We start from the raw sequence: 21,392 nt of genomic DNA on the forward strand, positions 1-21,392 counted from the left end.
CGGGTAGCGATCCTGGCTGCGCTTGCGCGGGACCGCGTGCGGGGTGCGGCGAGCCGACGCGTCGAAGGGCCGGATCCCCACTCTCGGAGCCCGAACCCGGGGCTGGTGTCGCGGGGCGAACACCATGCGCGTCCGGCAGGCGTCTTCCGCGCCCGTCATGCGGGCGGGTGGTGTGCGTATCCGCCGAGACCACGATCGGCTCGATGTCGACCACCCTCGCTCTTACGACGCTAGAACACTCCCACCGCCCCCGCACGCCCTGAGAGGGGCAGCCGGAGGTCTCGGCCGCACGGCGGTGCCACATCCCGGTACAAATCTCGCAGGCCGTCCGGCAGGAACCCGATGTGCTGGGGTTTTGGCCCGCACTGCCCCCGGAATTGTGGCTTCCACCACGGCGAACATGATCGTGTCCTGGTGAGATCACCGGGTGCTCGGTTTCCTCCTCCGCCTCCTGCCCTTCTGGGTCCGGGAGCCCCTGCTCATCGTGCTCGGATCCGTACTCGGCGTGCGCATCACGTATCTCGCCGTCCGCGATCACCGCTTGGTCCTGGCCGGGCTCGGTGCGCTGTTCCTCGTGTTCACCGCGCTACGTGTCCACGCGGTGGTCCAGGCCCTGCGCGCACGCCGGAACCCGAGTCCGAGCCCGGCGGCCTCCGTGGACGGGGCGGCGGTCGGTGCGGCCGCACAGGCACCAGTGCAGCAGGCACCGCTTCAGGCACAGGTACCCGTACGACAGGCACCGCTACAGGCACAGGCGCAGCCCGGGGCCGTGCCGCATCCCGCTCCGGCCGCTCCGGAGAAGGAGCCCAACGCCTGGGGACAGGCCGTCGCGGCGGTGGCCCTGTTCGGGGCACTCGGGGCCGCGCTGTGGGTGGCCCCGCACGTGCTGCCGTCGGACGACAACACGCCGCAGCCGGCCTCGTGTTCGGGCGGCGAGCACAAGGAGCTGCCGAAGGCCTACAAGGCGACGCCCCAGGCCGTGACCGGTGACGATCTGTGCAAGGCCCTCAACCGGCCTGACCTGGCCCAGCTCCTCGGGACGCCCGGAGAGACCGCTACCACGGCTTCCGGCACCAGCGACACCGCTCCCCTGACCGGTGGGAAGGTCGCCCGGCCGGAGGCGGAGATCGCGTTCGACACGTACACCGTGAACGTCTCGGCCACGTACAACGAGCTGTCGACCGCCCAGTACGTGAAGCTGATGAAGTACGGGGACGAGCAGGACGTCAGGACCGTCTCGGTTCTCGGCCGGCCCGCTGTCTTCTCCTCGGACCACACCATGAAGCTCCAGATCGACCTCGGGAGCGGCGGATCCGGCGGACCGGTCGAACAAGGCCCCCTGGCCAGGACGCTCTCCATCGCCCTCGACCGCAAGGACCGGGGCGGCTACTGCGAGATCACCGTGTGGAGCGCGTCCGGAGCCCTCCCGGACGACAGCGCTCTCCTGGGCATCGCCGAGAAGGTACTCCCGACGATTCCCGAGCGGACCGCCCGATGAGACGCCGGCGGTCAGGCGGCCAGGGTCTGGGTTGCCTTGGTGGCCGTGTGTCGGTCCACCCGCAGTTGGTCCAGGAGGGCGTCGGCAGCGGCGAGGGCCTCGTCCACCGACCGCGTGCCGGTCATGACGCACAGCGTGCGGGAGGTGTCCTCCAGCTCTCGGCTGGAGTGTCCGGTGGGCTGCAGGTCATGGCGGAAGCGAGCATCGGCGAAGCGGGCCAGTACCGCCCGCAGTTCCTTCTCCTCAGGCAGCAGCACAGCGACGACCTCTCTCGAAAGGCGACGGTCCCACAGGGCTCGCGAAAACCCGCGCCCGCCAAGTGACACCAAGGTGAAAGGGAGCGGATCCTCCCCGGCATGTCGAGTGCCCCCGCTTGATCACCCTATGCAAGCCGGTGCCCACCGAGCCGTGCGCCGGACCTCGGCTCCGAGCGGACCTCGCCCGGGCGCGGCCGGACGTGTGGAAGAGTCGGACGCCGGTGCCCACGCCGGCCGTACGAGGTGAACCGTGCGGTCGAGAGGAACAGGAGTCGTCCATGTCCGGCGAGATCACCCTGCGCCCCGTCACTGCCGACGATCTCGACCTGTTCGAGCGGGAGTTCAACGGGCCGGAAGGGACCGGACCGTATCAGTGGTTCGGCTTCGGTTCACCGGCCGGCCTGCGCCGGCAGTTCGCTGAGAACGGCCTGCTCGGCCCCGACGGCGGCATGCTCTCCGTAGCGGAGGCGGGCCGGGCGGTGGGCCGCGTCGAATGGTTCACCGGCACCTGGGGGCGGCCCGCCACCTCCACCTGCTGGACCCTGGCCATCGGCCTGGTGCCCGCCGCGCACGGCCGCGGCATAGGCACCCGGGCCCAGCGACTACTGGCCGAGTACCTCTTCGACCACACCAGGGCCGAACGGCTCCAGGCCTGGACGGACCGCGCCAACCTCGCCGAACAGCGTGCGTTGGAGAAGGCGGGCTTCGTCAGGGAAGGCGTGCTGCGCTCGGCGCAGTGGCGCGGCGGCCGGTGGCACGACCAGGTGATCTACTCCATGCTCCGCGCCGAGCGGTCCGGCGGCCGGTCGGACCGGTGACCGAGCTGACGCCGGCCTCCGCTGGACACGGTTCGCCCGCCGAGGCCGGCCGCCGGTGGCCGCGCATCGAACGGCACGGTCCCCGGGTTGTCGGAGGCGCCCTGTAGCGTGGCGGGACGACACAGCGTTCGCCTCACGGCCGGGGAGTCCCGAGTGGCCCATGACGATGACCTTTCGCCACCGGGCGGGTCCCTGGTCCCGCCAGTGCCCGTGAGCGGGACGGGTGCACCATGACCTCCGGGTACGGCAGGTTCATTCAGCAGATCCGGCTGGACCAGGACGTGGACGACGGCCGGTACCCGTTCAGCCTCCCCGCGGTGCGGCAACTCGCCCGGTCAGGCGCGCTCACCCTGCCGCCGGGGGTCACGTTCCTGGTGGGGGAGAACGGCGCGGGCAAATCGACGCTGATCGAGTCGGTCGCCGTGGCCGCGGGGTTCAATCCCGAGGGCGGTAGCAGGAACTTCCGGTTCGCCACGCGAGCCACCGAGTCCGAGCTGGGTGACCATCTGATTCTGACCTGGGGGATCCGCAAGCCTCGTACCGACTTCTTCCTGCGGGCGGAGTCCTACTACAACGTGGCCAGCGAGATCGAAAGGCTCGACGGAGCCGGAGGGCGGCCGCTCCTGCCGGCCTACGGCGGGGTGTCCCCGCACGAGCGCTCGCACGGGGAGTCGTTCCTCGACCTGGCCACCCACCGCTTCGGACCCGCGGGACTGTACCTGCTGGACGAGCCGGAAGCCGCGCTCTCCGTCCAGAGCTGCCTCGCCCTCCTGGCCCGCATGCACGAACTCGTCGCGCAGGGCAGCCAGTTCCTCGTGGCCACCCACTCGCCGATCCTCCTCGCCCTCCCCGGCGCGACCATCATGGAGATCTCCGACGAGGGCGGACTGGAACACGTCGACTTCGACCAGGCCCTGCCGGTACGGCTGACACGCGAGTTCCTCGGAGCACCGGGCCGGTTCCTGAAGAACCTTCTGGGCACCGACGAGAACGACCGGCCCCGAGGCGGCTGGCACTGAGTACGGCGCCTCGACGGTGCCGGCGCCGCGGCCCCCGGCGGGCACCGAGCGAGGCACGGCCCGCTCGGTGTGCGAGCGGGCCGTGGCGCAGGGAGGACGAGAGCCCTAGTACATGTCCTCGGGATCGCGCATCACACCGGGGCGGTGAAGCTGTACTTGCCCGCCGGGAGGCTGTACGTGGCGGGGCCCGACGGGACGGCCTGCGCGGGAGCCTTGACCGAGCCGGGCTGCGAGGTGGGTACGACCACGGTGGCCGTGACGTTGGCGGGCACGGTGACCCCGAGCGTCACCTGGCCGCCCGCCACGGACCAGCTGCTCTCGGCCGTCCCGTACGGCGTCCGGTACGTGCCCGAGGCCGAGCTCAGGCCCCCGCCGGGCTGCGGCGCGACGAGCAGGGACCGGTAGCCCGGAGCGGCCGGGCCCATCCCCGCGATGTGCCGGTACAGGAAGTCGCCGACCGAGCCGAGGCCGTAGTGGTTGAAGGAGTTCATGCCCGGATCCTGGAAGGATCCGTCGTTGCGGATGCCGTCCCAGCGCTCCCAGATGGTGGTGGCGCCGCGGCTGATCATGTAACCCCAGCCGGGATAGTCGGTCTGCAGCAGGATCCGGTAGGCGACGTCCGCGTGCCCGTTGCCCGCCAGGACGGTCAGGAGGTTCTCCACGCCGAGGAACCCGACCGTCAGATGCCCGTTGCTGGACGACACCTTGGCGGCGAGTTTGTCCGCGGCCCGCTGGACGAGGGCGGTGGGCACCAGGCCGAAGGAGAGGGCGAGTACGTACCCGGTCTGGGTGTTGGTGCCGACGGAGCCGTCGGACCCTATGTAGCGGCCGGCGAAGGCGGCCGCCACCTGGTCGGCCAGCTGCCCGTAGGAGGCGGCCTGTGACGACCGGCCCGTGGCACCGGCCATCCGTGCCACCAGTCGCGCCGCCCACGCGAAGTACGCGGTGCAGATGAGGTCGTGGGGCGTCTCGTCGCCCACGTTGAGCCAGTCGCCGAACGTCTGCTGGTTGCGGATGAGGTCGCTGCCGGCCGTGCCGCGCAGGTAGTCGACCCAGCCGGAGAGCGCCGTGAAGTGCCGGTCGACGACTCTCATGTCCCCGAAGCGCTGCCACAGGGTGTACGGGATGATCACGCCCGCGTCGCCCCAACCGGCCGTGCCGGAACCGTTGATGACGCTCGGGGCGACGTCGGTGAACGCCCCGTTGGACTGCTGGTCGTCGACCAGGTCGTCGACGAACTTCGCCAGGAACCGGTGGACGTCCATGTTGAACGTCGACGTGGCGCTCAAGGCGGCGATGTCTCCCGTCCATCCCAGGCGCTCGTCACGTTGCGGGCAGTCCGTGGGGATGGAGAGCATGTTGCTGCGCTGCCCCCATGTGATGTTGTGCTGGAACTGGTTGAGGAGTTTGTTCGACGTGGTGAACGTGCCGAGCTGGTCGCCCGTGGTCCAGGCGGCCCGACCGGTGACGGTGTCTTTTGTCGGGGTCACGCCGGAGGGCAGTCCGGTGAGCTCGACGTAGCGGTAGCCGTGGACGGTGAAACGGGGCTCGTACGACTCCGCCGAGCCGGCGCCGGCGAGGACGAACCGGTCGGTGGCCTGCGCGGTGCGCAGGTTGGTGGTGTAGAGCGTGCCGTCGGGGTTGAGGACCTCGCCGTGCCGCATGGTCACCGTGGTGCCCGCCGGGCCGGTCAGCGAGAGCCGGTTCCAGCCCGCGAAGTTCTGGCCCAGGTCGAGGATCCACACGCCCGGCTGCGGCTGGGTGACGGCGACGGGTGAGAACTCCGCCTGGACGGTGACTCCACCGTCGACCTGCGACACCAGAGTGGGCAGGGTGACCGAGGAGACGGTGACGGCGGCCCATGCGGAGTCGTCGAAGTCGGCGCCGTCCCACCCGGCGACGTCCAGGCGTGCGTCGTACGTCTCGCCGTTGTACAGGTCGTCCGCCCGGATCGCTCCGGTGGCGGTCTTCCAGCCGCTGTCGGTGGCGATCGTCTGCGTGGAGCCGTCGGTGAAGGTCAGCACCAACTGGGCGGAATACCACGGCTGGGAGCCGTAGTGCTGGCTCCCTGCGAAACCGAGGCTGCCGCTGTACCAGCCGTTGCCGACCCAGGCCGCGAGGGCGTTGGCGCCCTGCTGGATCCCGTCGGTGACATCGAAGACCTTGTACTGCAGGCGCTTCTTGTAGTCGGTCCAGCCCGGGGCCAGCACGTCGGAACCGACCCGGGCGCCGTTGAGGCGGGTCTCGTGCAGACCCAGCGCGGTCGTCAGGAGCCGGGCGGAGGCCACCGGCTTGGAGACGGTGAAGCGCTTGCGCACCATGGGAGCGGGAGTGATCACTCGCACCTGGACCCCCCACGGACCGCCGCCGGCGGCGGCGACGGACTTCGCAGCGGGCCAGGCGCTGTCGTCGAAGTCGCGGGTGTTCCAGCCGGTGGGCCCGGTCTGGGAGGCCTTCCAGGAGGTGTCGCTGTTGACGACCTGACCGCCGGGCAGGATGAGCTTGGCGAGCAGGCCGGCGGGGGAGACGCTGGTGTTCGTACAGGACACCGCGATGGTGTTGGTGCCCGTCGTCAGGTGCGGGGCGAGGTCGACTAGCGCCGCGTTCTTCCAGGAGTCGCCCGCCCTCGGCGAGGAGCTGACCAGCACGCCGTTGACCCAGACGTCGGCCGTGTCATCGCCGGTGATGGCCAGTACCGCGCCGGCCGGGGCGCCGGGGAGCGTGAGCGTACGGCGGAAGTAGCGGGTGCCGGCCGGTGCGGACGAGGCGGGGTCGCCCTCCGGGTACCAGATCCAGCTCGCCCCCGCGAAGTTCGGCGCGGCGGCCTGGCCGACGAAGGCGCCGTGCCATTCGGTGGCCGGGTTGAGCAGCCCCGTCTCGAACCACTGCAGGTCGCTCCAGGCGCCGGCCCGCCCCTGCGTGTCCCACACGCGGACCCGCCAGTGGTAGCGGGTGAGACTGCTCAGCGCGGTTCCGTCGTACTCGATGTCGATCTGCTGGGCCGAGGAGACACGGCCGCTGTCCCAGACGTCGCCCCTGCCGGCGCCGGTCGAGGAGATCTGGATCTGGTAGGCCGCCTGGTGCTGCTGGGGCGTCGCGGAATCCAGGGTCCAGCCGAACCGCGGCTTCGGCGCATCCATCCCGAGCGGGGTGACCTGGTGCTCGACGGTGATGCCCGTGACGCCGAGGGGCGACGCCGGCGAGAGATCGGGGGCGGCGACGTTCGAGTTCCACGGGGAGATGCCGTAGGCGCCCAGGTCCGCGGCGGACGACCAACCGGAGTCGTCGAACGCGGGCGCCTCCCAGCCCGTGGCAGCCGACTGGGCGGAGCGCCAACTGCCGTCCGTGACCAGGTCGGTCGTGCCGCCGTCCGTCGTGATGTGCACGTGTCCCAGGAGACCGGCGGGGCCGCCGCTGTTCCCGCAGGCGACCGCGATCGTGTTGTTCCCGCCGGTGAGCGCGGGGCGCAGGTCGACGTAGAGGGCGCTCTGCCAGGAATCCGCGGTGCGCGCGGAGGCTGCCAGGTGCTGCCCGTTCAGCCACACGTCCACGGTGTCGTCGCCGGTGACGACCAGCTGGGCGTCACCGGCGTTGCCCGCCGGGACGCTGAAGGTCTTGCGGAAGTACCGGTAGGCGGCGGGTGCGGTGACGCGCGGATCGCCCTCGGGGTACCAGATCCAGTGCGCACTCGACAGATCGACGGGTCCGGCCGCGGCGGCGCGGGGAGCCGCGGCCGCGACGCCCGGGCGCGCCAGCGCCGAGCCAGCGGCGAGCACGCCGGCCGCGACGCCCGTTCCGGTGCTCAGAAAGCGTCGCCTGCTGTACCGCGGTTGGTCCTCGCCGGGCTGATCCGAGCCTCTGTGGTGCCTCGCGTCACTGCTCAACGCCGTACTCCTTCTCTCGAGCCACCGGCGTGCGGCGGCCGTGCGGGGGGCGAGCGAGGTGGACCGGCAGCGCGATCCCGCGGTGCTGGTCCGGCCTGATGCAGTTGATTGAAACGTTTCATTTCCACATGTCGGGGGTAATTTAGAGGCGCCCGTGGGAGTCGTCAACGTCCTCGGCAGACACGGATGTTGTAGGGGGTCGGCTGGTGCGACGGCGCGCCACCGGGGTATTGAACCGTTGCGAGGCCCGGTGCTCGACTTCATGCCCAGGCCCCAGCGGCCGGGGGGCGAAGGGGGTCGACCAGGACAGCTACACCAAGCGCTCGCGCCAGGGCTGAGCAGCGCTCCGAGGCTGCGTACCACCGCGGCGGCTTCCTCGCGCAGCGCCTGGGCGCGTGGGGTGGGAACCATGGTCTGTCCGGCCCGGACCAGGAGGGGGTCCTGGAATATGCGGCGCGGACGGGCGAGGGTGCGGCTCATGGCGGCGGGTGAGGTGTGCAGGCGCGCGGCGGCGCGGGTCACGCTGTGCTCGGCTTCCCCCACCAGTTTCGAGCAGTGGTGCGCCCAGGTCCTCAAGCCCGCCGTCCTCTCCTGAAGCCCGCACCGGCGCCGGGAACGCATGGAGCCCGGCGCACCAGGACCCCCCGCCGCATTGGAGGCACCCTGTGTCCGCTGCAGAGACGGAACCGTCGGTCACGGCGTTCATGCTGGTCAAGACCACACCTGAGTGGCTCGCCCTGTCCGTCCAGGAACGCGTGGACGCCTTCACCACCCGGGTCCTGCCGGCCATCGAGGCCAAGACCACCGGCGTCCGGTCCCGCTTCTACGACACGGAGTTCTACTCCGCTCGCGTCACCGACGTCTGGGTGTGGGAAGCCGACGACCACCACACCTACCAGCTCCTCGTCGACGCACTGCGCGAAACCCCGTTCTGGGATCGCTACTTCGAGGTCGTCGACCTCCTCGTCGGCACCGAGAACGGCTACGCCCGCACCTACGGCCTCGAACCCGTCGCCGCCGTCACCACCTGAGGCACCGCCAGGTTCACGAACCGCTCGACACCCGACCCTCTGCGCAAAGGGAAGATCACGTATGATCCAGACCGAAAGTTGATCAACTGCTGCAGTCACCCGCCCAGTTGGAGCACTCCTCCACATCCCAGACCAAGGGTGACCGCGCAGGGGGGAAGGAAGAGGATCGATGAAGTCAACCAACATCCGCCGGCGCCTCGCCGGGACCGCGGTCACCGCCCTCGTGGTAGGCGCGGGTGTCCTGGCCACTGCGCCTTCGGCAGCGGCCAAGGCCAACCTGCTGACCATCGACAAGGTGTCGTTCCACGCCCCGAGCGTGCAGGTGCAGGTCACCTACTCCTGCGACCCCGGCATGGACCACGAACTCGTGGCCAACGCGGCGACGCTCGACTCGGGTCACGACGGAGGGATCGCCGCGGGCACCATCAAGAAGGACAAGCTCGTGTGCGACTACGCCGACCACACCGCGCGGGTGACCATGCGCACGGCCGAGGGGTCGCACTTCGCCAAGGGGGACAAGGTCAAGGTGACCGTCTTCTACTTCGACAACGACGGCTTCAGCTACGCCAACGAGACGACCGTCGCCGTTCTGTGAGACACGGAGGTGCCTGAGCACCGCCACCAGCAGGGCTTCCGGGTCCTCCCATGGGCCGGCACCGCGCAAGCGGGGCCGGCCCATGGCGATGGCTCCGCCCCTCGACCGCGTCTCCGCGGAGATCGGGCGGAGTCTCGCGGAGGTCCAGGTCCAGTTCCCGTGAGGATGGAGCGGCACCGCGCGCAGCGCACGTGGCCTGGACGGCGTGCCTGGTGGTCACCACACCAGGCTTGGCACACACTCCCGTTCCACCGCGAGGCATTGCCATGATCGCTTCATGACCCAGCGCACCACTTTGATCACCGGCGCCACCCAGGGCATGGGCCGCGCCCTCGCACTCGACCTGGCCCGGCGAGGCGGCACCCTCCTGCTGCACGGCCGGGACCGCGATCGCCTGGCGGACGTGTCCACCGCCGCGCAGGCCATCGCCCCTGACACGGCCGTCCGCACCTACCTCGCAGACCTGTCCGACCTGGACCAGGTGCACGCGATGGCCCACCGGATCCGTTCCGCGGAGCCGTATCTCGACGGCCTGATCAACAACGCCGTGGCGGGCGGGGGTACCGAGCCCCTCAGGCGCGAACTGAGCCGCCAGGGCCACGAACTCCGCTTCGCGGTCAACCACCTCGCCCCGTACGCCCTCACCCGCGACCTCTTGCCCCTGCTCACGGCCTCGGCCCCGGCCCGGGTGATCAACGTCGCCTCGATGGGACAGGAGGCCGTCGACTTCGACGACGTCATGCTGGAGCGGGGCTATGAGGGCCTGCGTGCGTACTGCAGAAGCAAGGTGGCCATGATCATGGCCACCTTCGAACTGGCCGCCGAACTGCGGGGCACCGGAGTCACGGTCAACACCCTGCACCCGGCCCACCTGATGGACACGGAGGGCGTCCGTGCCTTCGGCCTCACCCCCGTCACGAGCACGGAGGAGGGCGTCCGGCCGACGGTCCGGCTGCTCTTCGACCCGGAACTCGCGACCACCACGGGTCGCTACTTCGACCAGTTCACCGATGCGCGTGCGCATGAGCAGGCGTACGACGCCGACGCCCGGGAGCGCCTGATGAAGCTGACGCACGAGCTGATCGAATAGGTGCGCGGCCGGTCCGCCGGTCTCGGGATTCCTCAGGTGAACGGTGACCGCGCCGGCACGGCGGGCACCTCGCGCCGGTCGAGCCGGTAGCGTGGCCGGCCGTGAGGGTGGGTGGTGAAGAGACGCGGCTGATCGTGCTGCGCGGCAACAGCGCCTCGGGCAAGTCGTCCGTCGCGGCGGGCATCCGGGAGAGGTTCGGCCGGGGGCTGGCTCTGGTCGGTCAGGACAACCTGCGCCGAATCGTGCTCCGGGAACGCGACCGGCCGGGAGCCGCCAACATCGGCCTGATCGATCTCACCGCCCGCTACGCCCTGGACGCCGGGTACCACGTCGTCGTCGAAGGCATCCTGTACTCCGACCACTACGGCGAGATGCTCACCCGGCTCCGGGCCGATCACCGTGGCCCGACGCACGGCTACTACCTGGACGTGCCCTTCGCCGAGACCCTGTCCCGCCACGCCATGAAGCCGATCGCCGACGAGGTGGGCGAGGCGCGGCTGAGGGAGTGGTACCGCTCGCTCGATCTGCTGCCCGGCGGCGCCGAGGCCGTCATCGGCGCCGGAAGCGCCCTGACCGAGACCGTCGAGCGCATCATGCTCGACACCGGCCTGGCCGGCCTGCCGGCTCTCGACCGCTGACGGGGTCGTGCCGGCGCCGACTCCGGCCGTTGTGGCGGAGAGGGCAGGATTTGAACCTGCGTGGGCCCCTGAGGGCCCGACCGTGAGTCGAACTCGCTGGTCCCCGATAAGCCACTCCGGGCACCTCTCCTCGCTCCCGGCTCCGGTGGTGTGCCGTGCCGTTCACATGGACAACAGTGGCAGCACTCTCTGACGCACGGCTGATACGTCCCTGACACGGGGTTCGCCTGTCGACGTGCGAGGCGTGGGATCAGCCGGCACTCAGCGCGGTGAGGAGGCGCGCGCAACGGGACGTCATCTCGGCTCCACTCTGGTCCGGGTGTTCGGACCACCAGCGCATGACGGCGGTGACGGCGTACTGCCAGACATGGTTGAGGAGTTGGTGGTCGAGCGGGTCGTCGTGTCCGGCGTGGGCGAGGAGTCCGGCGGCGCCCGCGGCGCCCATGGAGGCGAGCTGTCCGCGGTAGTCGTTCACGGCGTCGCGCAGCTCACCTGCCGGCGGGAGTGCCGGGTCGTAGAGGACGGACCAGGCGTGGCGGCAGCGCTCGACCGTGCTGAAGAGCGCGGAAAGGGTGTCCAGCGCGTGACCGGTCGTACCGCTGCGGGACCGTGCGGCGGCCACGGAGTCCACCAGCAGGCCGCCGACCCGGTGGACGCAGGCGAGGTACAGCCCGTCCTTGGAGCCGAAGTAGCTGTAGACCAGCGGTTTGGAGATCCCCGCGCGCTCCGCCACTGCGGCGACGGACACGCCTGCGTAGCCGTGCCCGCCGAACTCCTCGACCGCCGCGTCGATGATCTGTCTCTCCCGATCGGTGCGGGAGACGCCCTTGGTTCCGGCCTTGCCCATGGCGCCGACTGTAGCCCAAGATGTGACCGCTCGGTAATTTACCCATGGGTCAATTCGAGGAGAGGCGCGAGCATGACGCGATCGTGGTGGGGTTGGGGAAACGTCGAGGACGCCGTGAGCGGTGCCGAGTTGCGGGAGCTGCTCTCGCGGGTACGGGCGCTCGTGCCGGGTGACCTGAGCGACCACGAGCCGCCGGACATCGCCTCACTCGCTCTGCCCCGGTCACGGGTGACACCGCCGGCCGCTCTCGCCGCACTGTGTTCCGCCGATCCCGCGGACCGGGCCGCGCACGCGCACGGCAAGGCATTCCGTGACGTCGTGCGGAACCTGCAGGGGGACCTGCGCCATGTGCCGGATCTCGTCGCCAGGCCCCGCGACGAGCGCGACGTGAGCGACCTCCTGGACTGGTGCACACGGGAAGGCATGGCCGTCGTCCCGTTCGGTGGTGGCAGCTCCGTGGTCGGCGGCGTCGAGCCGCGGTGCGCCGATCATCCCGGCGTGGTCACTGTCGACCTGGGACACATGAACCGGGTACTGGAAATCGACCGGACGAGCCGGGCCGCACGCATCCAGGCCGGTGTGCTGGGCCCGCACCTGGAGGACCAGCTGAGGCCCCACGGGCTGACCCTGCGGCACTTCCCGCAGTCGTTCGAGTTCTCGACGCTGGGCGGCTGGCTCGCCACCCGCGCCGGCGGCCACTACGCGACGCTGTACACACACATCGACGACCTCGTCGAGTCGATGCGGGTGGTCACACCGAGCGGAGTCAGTGCGTCACGGCGGCTGCCGGGCTCCGGCGCGGGACCGTCGCCCGACCGGCTTTTCCTGGGCAGCGAGGGAACCCTGGGCATCATCACCGAGGCGTGGATGCGCCTGCAGGAACGACCTCGCTGGCGCGCCAAGGCGTCGGTGCTGTTCGAGGACTACGCGGCGGCCGTCGCCGCCACCCGGGCCATCGCGCAGAGCGGGCTGAACCCGGCGAACTGCCGCCTCCTCGATGCGGCCGAGGCGCTGATCAACGCGGGTGTCGGAGTCGGCGGCGGCGTGCTCGTCCTCGGTTTCGAGTCGGCGGATCATCCGGTGCGCCACCAACTGCGACGGGCCCTGGAACTCTGCCGGGACCACGACGGGGAGCCGTCCGCCGACACCGTCCGGGAATCCAGCGGTGACTCCACCGGCGGTGCCGCGGAGTCCTGGCGCTCGTCGTTCCTGCGGATGCCGTATCAGCGTGACGCGCTGGCCCGTCACTCGGTGATCGCCGAGACCTTCGAGACGGCCTGCACCTGGGACCGGTTCGGCGAACTCCATCAGGCGGTCACCGGCGCGGCGGGGCAGGCTCTCCGCGAGGTCGCCGGGGCCGGGGTGGTCACCTGCCGCTTCACCCACGTCTATCCGGACGGGCCGGCGCCGTACTTCGGTGTGTACGCACCCGGTCGTTGGGGCGACATGGTGGCCCAGTGGGATCACATCAAGGCCGCGGTGTCCGAGGCGATCGAGGCGCACGGCGGTACGATCACCCACCATCACGCGGTCGGCAGGGACCACCGTCCCTGGTACGACCGCCAGCGCCCCGGCCCCTTCGCCGCCGCGCTGACGGCCACCAAAGCGGCCTTGGACCCGGCCGGCGTCCTCAATCCCGGGGTGCTCCTCCCGGCGCGCTGAACTCCGGGGCGGGCCACAGCGGTTGCCTCACCATGGCCGATGTCCGGCGGCGTCACGTGTTGTCGTAGATGTCGATCCAGATGGTCTTGCCGTGTCCGGTGGGGGTGTTGCCCCACTGGGTGGAGAGGCGGTCGACGATGGTGAGACCCCGCCCGTGTTCGGTGTGCGCACCGCCCTGTGAGGTGTGGGTGGTGGTGGGGAGGGGCGGTGTGGGGTCGGTGTCGTGTACTTCGAGGCGCAGGTGGTCGGGGTATTCACGCAGGCGCAGGTCCACGTCGCTGTCCGCGTGGATGAGGGCGTTGGTGACGATCTCGGAGGCCAGGAGCTGGATGTTGTCGATCATCTGGTCGTGACCCCATGTGTGCAGGGAGTCGGTGATGAACTGGCGCGCGGCTTTGACGGCCCTGAGGTCGTGACGCTGGAAGGTCTTGTGGGTGATCCGGCGGTTGGGGCCGGGCCGGGGACCCTCGTAGTGCGCGAGGAGGAGGGTGGCGTCGTCGTGGTGGCCCTGGTCGGTGCTCTGGTGCATCAGGCGGTCGGCGAGGTTTTCGAGCGTGCCGGGCGGGGTGGTGTCGGGCTGTGTGGCCTGGCTGGGGGTGAGGCCGTTGGTGTGCAGGACGAGCAGGGTGTCGGGGGCGAGGGTGATGTCTCCGGTTCGGTAGGTGGTGTCCGGGTCGACGCCGAGGGGGATGTTGGGCGGTAGGTCCTGGGTGTGGAGGGCGCCGCCCGGGGTGCGCAGGAGCGGGGCGGGGTGGCCGGCGAGGGCGACCTCGGCGTGTCCGGTGGCGATGTCGATGGTGACCAGGCAGCACGTGGCCATCAGGTCGGTGTCGAGGCCGTGCAGGAGGCGGTTGGCACGGGTCAGGGTGGCGCCCGGCGTGTGGCCTTCGGTGGTGTAGGCACGGACGGCGCTTCGGAGCTGACCCATGACCACGGTGCTCTCGATGCTGTGGCCTTCGACGTCGCCGATGACGAGGGTAAGGCGGTTCCCGGACTGGGGGATGGTGTCGTACCAGTCGCCGCCGAGTCCGCCGGTGGACGGGGCCGGGACGTAGCGTGCGGTGGTGGTGATGCCGGGCACTTCGACGAGGTCGCGTGGCAGCAGCTTCTTCTGCAGGCTCTCGGCCAGGGAGCGTGTGCTTTCGGCGAGCGTCGCGCGGTGCAGCGCGGGGCCGAGGAGGTCCATCATCATCATGACCACGGCCTGCTCCTCGGGGCTGAAGGTGCGTGGCCGGGAGAAGCCGAGGGTGCAGACGCCGATGGGCCGGCCGGCGAGGGTTATGGGCAGGTGGGCGCCGGCTTCGAGGCCGTCGTCGACGGCCTTGGGATAGCCGCGGGTGAGCGCGGCGCGGTCGCGGAGGAACAGGGGGGTCTCGCTCAGCAGGGCGTCGGCGTCGGGACGGTGGTGGCCGGCCGCGGCGCCGTGCAGGAGGCGGAGGGTGACGGTGGAGTGGCCGCTGTGGCCCGCGACCCAGAGGCGGCCGTCCTTGAGGGTGCTGACGAGGAAGGCCTGGGCGTCGAAGGGGGACATGATGCGGGTGCGGGCGACGCTCATGACGTCGTTGACGGTGGCGGCCTCGTTGAGTTCGGCGGCCAGTTGGTGGATCTGGTACATGAAGCTGATCCCGGTCGAGCCCGGGACGTCGGACAGACCCCAGCCGGTGTTGGTGGCGCGGGCGCCGGCGGGGGGCCCGGGTGGGTAGACAGGGAGCAGGATCGGCCTGTTGCCCGGTCGCATGGAGACGGCGTCGGTACGGGCCATGGCGTGCAGCGTGTGCGCTAGGTCATCCGTCCGGTCCGTCAGCCATGTCATGTCGATGGCGGGCAGCGGGTTGATGCGTGGGGGGATCCAGAGGAAGGCGAGCACGCCGAGCCGGCCCTCGTCGGCACCCAGGGGGACGGCCAGCACGGAGTAGGGGAAGGGGACACGGCTGGCCAGCCTGAGGCCGGTGGCGGGGACGGTGGGGAAGCCCGCCATCGTCGGCCGGCCGGTCCTGAAGGCGGCCGCGGTGGCGTAGGGCGCCTTCACGTCCACGTGTTCCGGAACGGTGTAGATCGCGGGCTGGGCTCCGGCGATGATCGCGGTGCGCAGGGTGTGGTGGTCCTCTGCCAGCAGATAGGCCACACCTGTGTGCGCCCCGAGTTGTTCGATCACGTGCTGCAGGGTGTCGGCGAGCGCGGAGTCGCGGGGCAGGGTGGTCTCTGCGTGTGTGTGGTCATTCATGGCCATGTCCCAGGTCACGCACCCCGCGGGGGAGTGGTGGGTGGGGGAGGGTGGGGGGATCGGGGGGTGGAGTGCCGGGGATGGGGTGAGGTGCCGGTGTTTTCGTTCCTCATGCTCCTCCCGGCGTGGGACGGGCGCATCCGGCCTTGGTTCCTTCGCGCGCATTTCCTCCTTCTGCGCGTCCGGTCGGTGGTCGCGCCGTGCCTGTGCCGGTCGTCCTCAGGCCGCGAGCGCGGGTTCGGGGGCGCGCGACGTCCAGTCGGGGGGAACGATGAGGACGGGTGCCGCCGCGTTGCGCAGGCAGTACCTGTCGGGCGAGGGGCGCAGCCGGGCGAACGCCTGCCGATAGCGAAGGGCGACCACCAGCAGGTCCTCGGGACCGCCGGCCAGGTGCGCCAGCACGGGGCCCAGCACGCCTTTCTCCACCCGGCGTTCCACGGTCACAGTCCGCGGGAGGCGGGCACGCGCGCAGGCGGCGTCGAGCATGCTCCGTGCCGAGGCCACCTGCTTGGCGTCCAGTGCGGGGCAGGGATACGTGCGCTCGGCGACGTCGCCCCCGTAGGGGGTCCAGGCGGCCACGGCCACGAGGACGGCGTTGCGCCGGATGGCTTCCTCGGCCGCGCACCGCAGCGCCGCGACGCTTCCCTTCTGGTCATCGACACCGACGATGACGCGTCGCTGCTGGTCGTTGCGGTCGTTTCGCATGACACTCTCACTTCACCTGCTGGGCGGGTCGGGACTATCGATGTCACGACGCTAGGGGTGCCGTGCGAGGTGGTGAGTCCCCCGTCTGAGGGAGCGGGCGGGGGACGGCCGTGTCCTCCGCGCCCGCGGCCGGACGTGCCTGAACTCGTGGCCGACGGGCGCGTGCCCGCGATGCGGCCGGGGGGCTGCGTCTCGTGCTCGCGCTGCCCGGCGCCCTGTGGCGCGGGACCTCTCGGCTATTCGATGAGCCCGCGCCGCATGGCCTCTGCGACGGCCGCCGCGCGGTCGGACACGTTGAGCTTCTCGTAGAGGTGTTGCGTGTGCGTCTTGACGGTGCTGGCGCCGAGGAAGAGCTCCTGGGCGATCTGGGGGATGCTGAGTCCGCGGGCCATGCCGTTGAGGACCTGGCGTTCGCGTTCGGTGAGGGTGGGCGCGCTGTGGCTGCGCCGCGCGCGGATCTCGTCGGCGAGCCCGCCGGTCACTTCGGGTGGTACGACGGTCTGGCCGCGGGCGATCGCTTGTACCGCTTCGACGACGTCGGAGCGTTTGCTGTCCTTGGTCAGGAAGCCCGCCGCCCCTTCTTCGAGGGCGCGGTAGACGGAGGCGCTGTCGGTGAACGCGGACAGCAGGAGGACACGGGTGTCGACGTGGTCGCGGACCAGTGCGTGGAGGACGGTGATCCCGTCGAGCTCGGGCATGCGCAGGTCGAGCACGGCGACTTCGGGTGTTTCCCGGCGGACGATGTCGAGGGCGTCCCGGCCGTTCTCCGCCTCGGCCACCACGTCGATGAATCCACTCAGCTGCAGCGCGCGTGAAATCCCCTCCCGGAAGAGGGGGTGGTCGTCGGCGATTACCACTCTGATTCGGGCGGGGTTCGGTGTTGCCACGGTAATCCCGACCTTTCGGCTGCACGGTGCTGCTTTTGGGGTTTCCGTAGATTCCGGGTGACTGGTGTCAAGCGTAGGTGAGCCCGTCTCCCCGGGCCACCGCCCGGGTGTGCCGCGCTAGCCGGTCACCGGTAGGACGGCCTCGGCGGTGGTGCCGCCGGAGGCGTTGGCGTGGAGGGCGAAGGTGCCTCCCATGCCCTCCACCCGTGCCCGGTGCGAGGCGATTCCGATGTGGCCCGAGCACAGGCTCTTGGCTATGGCGTCGGGCGGTATTCCGATTCCGTCGTCACAGATCGAGAGCCGTACGCTTTCGGTGTCGTGTTGCTGCAGGGTGACGGTGACGTTTTTCGCGTGCGCGTGTTTGACGACGTTTTCCAGTATTTCCCGGGCGAGCCAGTACAGAGGCCGGTCGGCGCATCCGGCGGTGGTGATGGTGGAATGGACTTCTGCGTGGAATTTCCCCCGTTCGGCGGCCTGCTGGGTCAGGTGTTCAAGGGCGGGGATGAGTCCCCCGGTGACCAGCACTTCGGGGTGCAGGGTCCGTACCGAGGAGCGGAGTTGCCTGCTGGCCGCGGAGAGGGCTTCGTCGGCCCGGTGCAGCGAGTCGGTGACGGTGGGGTCGGTGGCCGCCTCGTCGATGAAGTGGCGGGCGGCGAGGACGTTCTGCAGCGCACCGTCGTGGAGGACCTCGGCGATTTTGCGCTGTTCTCTTTCTTCGGCGGCCATGATGCGGTCCAGGAGCAGCAGGCGGTGTTCGGCGAGCTCCCTGATCGATCTGACCCGGTGCTGCTGGACGTCGGAGAGCAGGACGCAGCCCGCGCAGACGACGAGGATGAACAGGGCGTGGAGGAGGGTGAAGTGCCAGTACGGCTGGCGCAGGTGGCCGATGCCGGTGCCGATGGTGTAGCTCGCCGCGGCCAGAACCCCGGATGTGGCGGTGAGCACCGGTCGCATCTGGAACGAGGCGAGTACCGGGATGAACAGGAAGATGTCGGCGGAGATCGGTGAGCTCCAGTTGGGGTCGTCGAAGTTCCCGGAGACGGCCATCAGGGCGGTGAGCAGGGTCAGGTCGACCAACGGGTAGACCCAGCTGGGATAGGGCTTGTGCGATCTCCAGGCCCTCCAGAGGGTGACCAGGGTCCAGAGGGTGTAGACGCTCGCCAGGGCGATGGACAGTGCCAGCTGTTCGGACGGTGGGAAGACGGCCAGGTCCGCGGTGTAGGCGATGACGATGGCGATGCGCAGCAGCGCCTCCCAGCGGAAGGCCCTTTGCAGGTGCAGGGCGGGCACCTCGGCCCCGTCCTCCTGATCGAACCGGCCACGTTCTCCGGTGGCCTCGGGTGTGTCCAAAAGTGCCATGTCGTCCTCTTACCGGTCGCCACCGCGTCCCCGCGGAAGCGGGTTCGCGGGGCCGGGCCGTCCTGCGCTGTGCCAGAGGTTTCACTGAAATGGTCGGAAGAACCCACTCCGCTCGCAACCCGATCGGACCCGCGCTCCGAGAGCCGGACGACTTAGGTCGCCAACCGCCCCGATCCCCGGCGAGGGGCCTGCTCCCCACTGCATTCGAGGGCGTCCGACGGATAAGCGTCGGGCGGGGGCCGGCTTCGACCGGCGGGCGACGAGGGGGACAGGGGCCAGAGCGCTGGGGGCGGAATGAATTTAGGGTGTTAATACTTATTTGGTTATTTGTCCGACATGGGCGAGTGTTCGGTGGCGATGGAGCAGGCGCCCGAGTTGCCTGGGGCACTCGGAGCAGGGCAGGCCGCGGATCTGCCGTACCAGCAGTCCGCTCTGGCTGCTGCTCGCGTCGTGGCCCAGGGGGCCGCCCTGCTTGCCGCTCTGGTGGGAGCCTCGGGCCTGGTCGGCTGGATCTCGGGCATCGACATCCTGAGGCGTGTGCCGGGTGCCGATGCGGCCATGAACGCGAACACCGCCGTGGCCCTGCTGGCACTGGGCGTCTCCCTGTTCCTGGCGGCTCGCCGCCGTGTCACCCCGTGGGTGGTCGTCACGGTGCGCGCGTTCGCCGCGCTCGCCGTGGTGATCGGTGGGCTCACGGTCGTGGAGTACGTGACCGGGGCGGGCCTGGGCATCGACGAACTGTTCTTCAAGGACGACACGGCGCGGGTGGCGTCGGCGGCGGCCGGCCGGATGGCACCGAACACGGCGGCGGCACTTGTGGTCGGGGGCGTGGCGGCCCTGTGCGCGAGCGCGCCCCGACTGCCGGCCTGGACGAGTCAGGTCCCCGGCCTCGCCGTCCTCACGCTGGGGATGCTGCGCCTGTACGGGTTCGCGTACGCCGTGCCCGAACTGGAGCGCTTCGGAGCGTACAAGGGGATGGCCCTGTACACCGGGCTGGCTCTGGTGCTGCTCGGGATCGCCGCCTTCCTCGCCCGTCCGGACCGGGGCCCCGCCGGACTGCTGATGAACGTGGGCACCACGGGCGCGCTCGGGCGCCGTCTGTTCGCCACCGTCCTGGTGGTGCCGCCGCTGCTGGGCGGGCTCGTCCTCGCCGGTGAGGACGCGGGACTGTTCGGAACGCGTCTGGGCACCGCGCTGCTGGTGTGCGGGCACGTGGCCGTGTTCACCGTGCTCGTCTTCTCGGCCCTGGCCGTGGGCCGTCGTATCGAGGTGGCGCACGCGCGTGCCGAATGGCAGGTGCGGCAGAGCCAACTGCTGCAGGCCCTGATGGACCACACGCCCGCCGTGGTGTTCATCAAGGACCTGGAGGGGCGCTTCCTGGCGGTCAACACGACCTTCGAGCAGAGCCTGGGGCTGCCGCGCGAGCGGGTCCTGGGCCGCCGGGACCGGGATGTCCTGCCGGCGGACCTCGCGCGTCGGGTACGGGCCGCCGACCTCGCGTTGCTGGCCGAGGGCGCCCCCATGCAGCGCGAGGAACTGCTTTCCCTGCCGGACGGCCCACGGGCCTTCCTGACCAGTCTGTTCCCACTGAGGACCGCGTCAGGCACGCCCTACGCCGTGTGCGCCGTGGCCACGGACATCACCGAACGGGTCGCGGCCCAGCGTGAGGTCCGGCGGGCCAACAGGCGCTTCCTCGCGCTGCTGGAATCGGCCCCTGACGCGCTGCTGATCACGGACGGCCGAGGCGTCGTCGTCATGGCCAACGCGCAGGTGCTGGGAATGTTCGGCCGTGCGCCGTCCGACCTGCTGGGTACCGCGGTCGTGGAACTGGTGCCGCCCGCACGGCGCCGGAGGCACCGCGCGCTCCTCCGGGCCTACCTGCGGCAGGCGGACCCGAAGCCGATCGTCGTGGACCGGGGCCTGTACGGGCTCCGCCGCGACGGCGGTGAGTTCCCGGTCGAGGTGAGCCTCAGCAGCCTCCGGGCCGACGAGGAGACGCGGGTCTTCCTGACCGTCCGGGACATCACCGAACGCAGACGGGCCGAGGCCGAACGCGCCGAGCGCTACGAGGAGCACCGGCGCATCGCCTACACCCTGCAGCACAGCCTGATGGGCGAACCGGCCCGTCTCCCCTACCTGCCCAGCGCTCACCGGTACCTGGCATCCGTCCAGGACCCGGGAGTGGGCGGCGACTGGTTCGACATCGTTCCGCTGGACCGTGACCGCACGGGGATCGTCGTCGGCGATGTGATGGGACGGGGGCTGGAGGCCGCGACCGTCATGGGCCAGCTGCGGGCGGCCTCCCACGCGCTGGCCCGCACGGGTATACCGCCGAGCCGGCTGATGGCCGGGCTGGACGCGTTCGTCGGCGACCTGGCGGACCAGCTCGTCACCTGCGTCTACCTGGTGATCGACCAGGATGCCCACGAGATCACCCTGTGCTCCGCGGGGCACCTCCCCGTCATCGTCCTGCCGCCGGACCGGCCGGCCCGCCGGCTGCGGGCACCGGTCGGTGTCCCCCTGGGCGTCAACGACTCGTGCGGTGCCGCGGTGCCCTTCCGGCAGACGACCCAGCCGCTGCCGCCGGGCAGCACCCTGGCCCTCTACACCGACGGCCTGGTCGAGAGGCCCGGCACCGACATCGAGGCCCAGATCGACACGCTCGCCCGCACCCTCGACATCGCGCTGAAGGGCGCCGCGGCGGATGCGCGAAGCCTCGACCAGGCCGCCGACCGGCTGATCGGCACCCTCATCCCGGACGCGGCGGCGCATGACGACGACGTCACGCTGCTCCTCGTCGGGCTGCCCGAGCCGGACGGAGGAGCCGGCCGCGGCTGACCCCCGCGGCACACGTGCACGCCCCCCTCGGCCGCGGACG

General features: G+C 70.7%; 16 protein-coding genes and 1 tRNA gene. 9 read left to right on the plus strand and 8 right to left on the minus strand.

What is annotated here, in order from left to right; all coding sequences use genetic code 11:
• Nucleotides 1-427 precede the first annotated feature (427 nt).
• Entirely contained in the window at nt 428-1,498 is a 1,071-nt protein-coding gene (locus tag ACZ7FF_RS13560) for a DUF6215 domain-containing protein (RefSeq protein ID WP_470812091.1), read from the plus strand.
• Nucleotides 1,499-1,509: 11 nt separating this feature from the next.
• Here ACZ7FF_RS13560 and ACZ7FF_RS13565 read toward each other — a convergent pair whose 3' ends face one another.
• The gene (locus tag ACZ7FF_RS13565) at nt 1,510-1,755 is read right to left on the minus strand and encodes a DUF5133 domain-containing protein (protein ID WP_470812093.1); all 246 of its coding nucleotides are present in this window, start codon (nt 1,753-1,755) and stop codon (nt 1,510-1,512) included.
• 278 nt (nt 1,756-2,033) lie between these two features.
• Here ACZ7FF_RS13565 and ACZ7FF_RS13570 point away from each other — a divergent pair, with 278 nt between their 5' ends.
• The gene (locus ACZ7FF_RS13570; protein ID WP_470812095.1) at nt 2,034-2,573 is read left to right on the plus strand and encodes a GNAT family N-acetyltransferase; all 540 of its coding nucleotides are present in this window, start codon (nt 2,034-2,036) and stop codon (nt 2,571-2,573) included.
• Between the two features lie 230 nt (nt 2,574-2,803).
• Complete coding sequence (locus tag ACZ7FF_RS13575) at nt 2,804-3,592, plus strand: AAA family ATPase (RefSeq protein ID WP_470812097.1); 789 nt, start codon at nt 2,804-2,806, stop codon at nt 3,590-3,592.
• Between the two features lie 131 nt (nt 3,593-3,723).
• Here ACZ7FF_RS13575 and ACZ7FF_RS13580 read toward each other — a convergent pair whose 3' ends face one another.
• Nucleotides 3,724-7,476, minus strand: a complete 3,753-nt coding sequence (locus tag ACZ7FF_RS13580) for a family 78 glycoside hydrolase catalytic domain (protein WP_470812253.1) — start codon at nt 7,474-7,476, stop codon at nt 3,724-3,726.
• A 665-nt stretch (nt 7,477-8,141) separates the two neighbouring features.
• On the opposite strand from ACZ7FF_RS13580, the gene ACZ7FF_RS13585 reads away from it, so the two are divergent.
• The 4 genes from ACZ7FF_RS13585 to ACZ7FF_RS13600 all read left to right on the plus strand — a co-directional run bounded on the left by ACZ7FF_RS13585 (nt 8,142) and on the right by ACZ7FF_RS13600 (nt 10,830).
• The gene (locus ACZ7FF_RS13585) at nt 8,142-8,507 is read left to right on the plus strand and encodes a darcynin family protein (protein ID WP_470812099.1); all 366 of its coding nucleotides are present in this window, start codon (nt 8,142-8,144) and stop codon (nt 8,505-8,507) included.
• A gap of 169 nt (nt 8,508-8,676) precedes the next feature.
• Entirely contained in the window at nt 8,677-9,102 is a 426-nt protein-coding gene (locus tag ACZ7FF_RS13590) for a hypothetical protein (protein ID WP_470812101.1), read from the plus strand.
• A 277-nt stretch (nt 9,103-9,379) separates the two neighbouring features.
• On the plus strand, nt 9,380-10,192 hold the full coding sequence (locus ACZ7FF_RS13595) for an SDR family NAD(P)-dependent oxidoreductase (RefSeq protein ID WP_470812103.1): 813 nt from the start codon (nt 9,380-9,382) through the stop codon (nt 10,190-10,192).
• Nucleotides 10,193-10,293: 101 nt separating this feature from the next.
• The gene (locus tag ACZ7FF_RS13600) at nt 10,294-10,830 is read left to right on the plus strand and encodes a P-loop NTPase family protein (protein ID WP_470812105.1); all 537 of its coding nucleotides are present in this window, start codon (nt 10,294-10,296) and stop codon (nt 10,828-10,830) included.
• A gap of 32 nt (nt 10,831-10,862) precedes the next feature.
• Here the strand turns inward: ACZ7FF_RS13600 and ACZ7FF_RS13605 are convergent.
• Nucleotides 10,863-10,960: transfer RNA gene (locus ACZ7FF_RS13605), tRNA-Arg, on the minus strand.
• 120 nt (nt 10,961-11,080) lie between these two features.
• A complete protein-coding gene (locus tag ACZ7FF_RS13610; RefSeq protein ID WP_470812106.1) occupies nt 11,081-11,677 on the minus strand; it encodes a TetR/AcrR family transcriptional regulator in 597 nt (198 codons plus the stop codon).
• Nucleotides 11,678-11,749: 72 nt separating this feature from the next.
• Here ACZ7FF_RS13610 and ACZ7FF_RS13615 point away from each other — a divergent pair, with 72 nt between their 5' ends.
• Nucleotides 11,750-13,339, plus strand: coding sequence for an FAD-binding oxidoreductase (locus tag ACZ7FF_RS13615; protein ID WP_470812108.1), 1,590 nt, complete (start codon nt 11,750-11,752; stop codon nt 13,337-13,339).
• 52 nt (nt 13,340-13,391) lie between these two features.
• Here ACZ7FF_RS13615 and ACZ7FF_RS13620 read toward each other — a convergent pair whose 3' ends face one another.
• From ACZ7FF_RS13620 to ACZ7FF_RS13635, 4 genes are all read right to left on the minus strand, one after another.
• Nucleotides 13,392-15,563: a SpoIIE family protein phosphatase gene (locus ACZ7FF_RS13620; protein ID WP_470812110.1), complete on the minus strand. Its 2,172-nt coding sequence runs from the start codon at nt 15,561-15,563 to the stop codon at nt 13,392-13,394.
• 219 nt (nt 15,564-15,782) lie between these two features.
• Complete coding sequence (locus ACZ7FF_RS13625) at nt 15,783-16,268, minus strand: universal stress protein (protein ID WP_470812111.1); 486 nt, start codon at nt 16,266-16,268, stop codon at nt 15,783-15,785.
• A gap of 236 nt (nt 16,269-16,504) precedes the next feature.
• Nucleotides 16,505-17,155 carry a response regulator gene (locus ACZ7FF_RS13630; protein WP_470812113.1) on the minus strand — a complete coding sequence of 217 codons (651 nt, stop codon included), beginning with the start codon at nt 17,153-17,155 and terminating at the stop codon, nt 16,505-16,507.
• Between the two features lie 117 nt (nt 17,156-17,272).
• Entirely contained in the window at nt 17,273-18,514 is a 1,242-nt protein-coding gene (locus tag ACZ7FF_RS13635) for a sensor histidine kinase (protein ID WP_470812115.1), read from the minus strand.
• Nucleotides 18,515-18,850: 336 nt separating this feature from the next.
• Between ACZ7FF_RS13635 and ACZ7FF_RS13640 the strand changes: the two genes are divergently transcribed.
• A complete protein-coding gene (locus tag ACZ7FF_RS13640; protein ID WP_470812117.1) occupies nt 18,851-21,352 on the plus strand; it encodes a PP2C family protein-serine/threonine phosphatase in 2,502 nt (833 codons plus the stop codon).
• Nucleotides 21,353-21,392: the final 40 nt, after the last annotated feature.

The sequence above is a fragment of the Streptomyces sp. NPDC037126 genome (assembly GCF_055605965.1).